The sequence below is a fragment of the Vibrio sp. 10N.286.55.E10 genome, assembly GCF_002872555.1.
Taxonomy (GTDB): domain Bacteria; phylum Pseudomonadota; class Gammaproteobacteria; order Enterobacterales; family Vibrionaceae; genus Vibrio; species Vibrio crassostreae.
The window spans coordinates 1-833 of record NZ_MCSD01000030.1 but is presented as its reverse complement, the minus strand read 5'-3'; the positions used below and the strand labels follow the sequence as shown (position 1 = coordinate 833).

Sequence of the window (833 nt, the reverse complement as noted above, 5' to 3'; positions counted from 1 at the left end):
TCTACGCCTTCTGGTAGAGTGATGTCGCCTGTTACGTCAGTTGTACGGAAGTAGAACTGTGGACGGTAACCTTTGAAGAAAGGAGTGTGACGGCCGCCTTCGTCTTTAGAAAGTACGTATACTTCAGACTCAAACTTAGTGTGTGGGTTGATAGAACCTTTCGCAGAAAGTACTTGACCACGTTCAACGTCATCACGCTTAGTACCACGTAGAAGTGCACCAACGTTCTCACCTGCACGACCTTCGTCAAGCAGTTTACGGAACATTTCAACACCAGTACAAGTAGTAAGAGTAGTTTCTTTGATACCAACGATTTCTACTTCGTCACCTACACGTAGGATACCGCGCTCGATACGACCAGTTACAACAGTACCACGACCTTGGATTGAGAATACATCTTCAATTGGTAGTAGGAACGGTTGGTCAACTGCACGCTCTGGCTCAGGAATGTAAGAATCTAGTGCTTCTGCAAGCTCAACGATCTTGTCTTCCCACTGCTTCTCGCCGTTTAGTGCGCCAAGTGCAGAACCTTGGATAACTGGTAGGTCATCACCTGGGAAGTCGTATTCAGAAAGAAGTTCACGAACTTCCATCTCAACTAGCTCAAGTAGCTCTTCGTCATCAACCATGTCACATTTGTTCATGAATACGATGATGTAAGGGATACCAACTTGACGACCAAGTAGGATGTGCTCACGAGTTTGAGGCATAGGGCCGTCAGTCGCAGCAACAACTAGGATACCGCCGTCCATTTGTGCAGCACCAGTGATCATGTTTTTAACATAATCCGCGTGTCCTGGACAGTCTACGTGTGCGTAGTGACGTGCTGGAGT

General features: G+C 47.1%; 1 protein-coding gene. It reads right to left on the bottom strand.

Annotated features, from left to right (window positions below):
* Nucleotides 1-833, bottom strand: an 833-nt coding sequence (tuf, locus tag BCV39_RS16325; protein WP_102460938.1) for an elongation factor Tu, incomplete at both ends; no start/stop codon positions are given.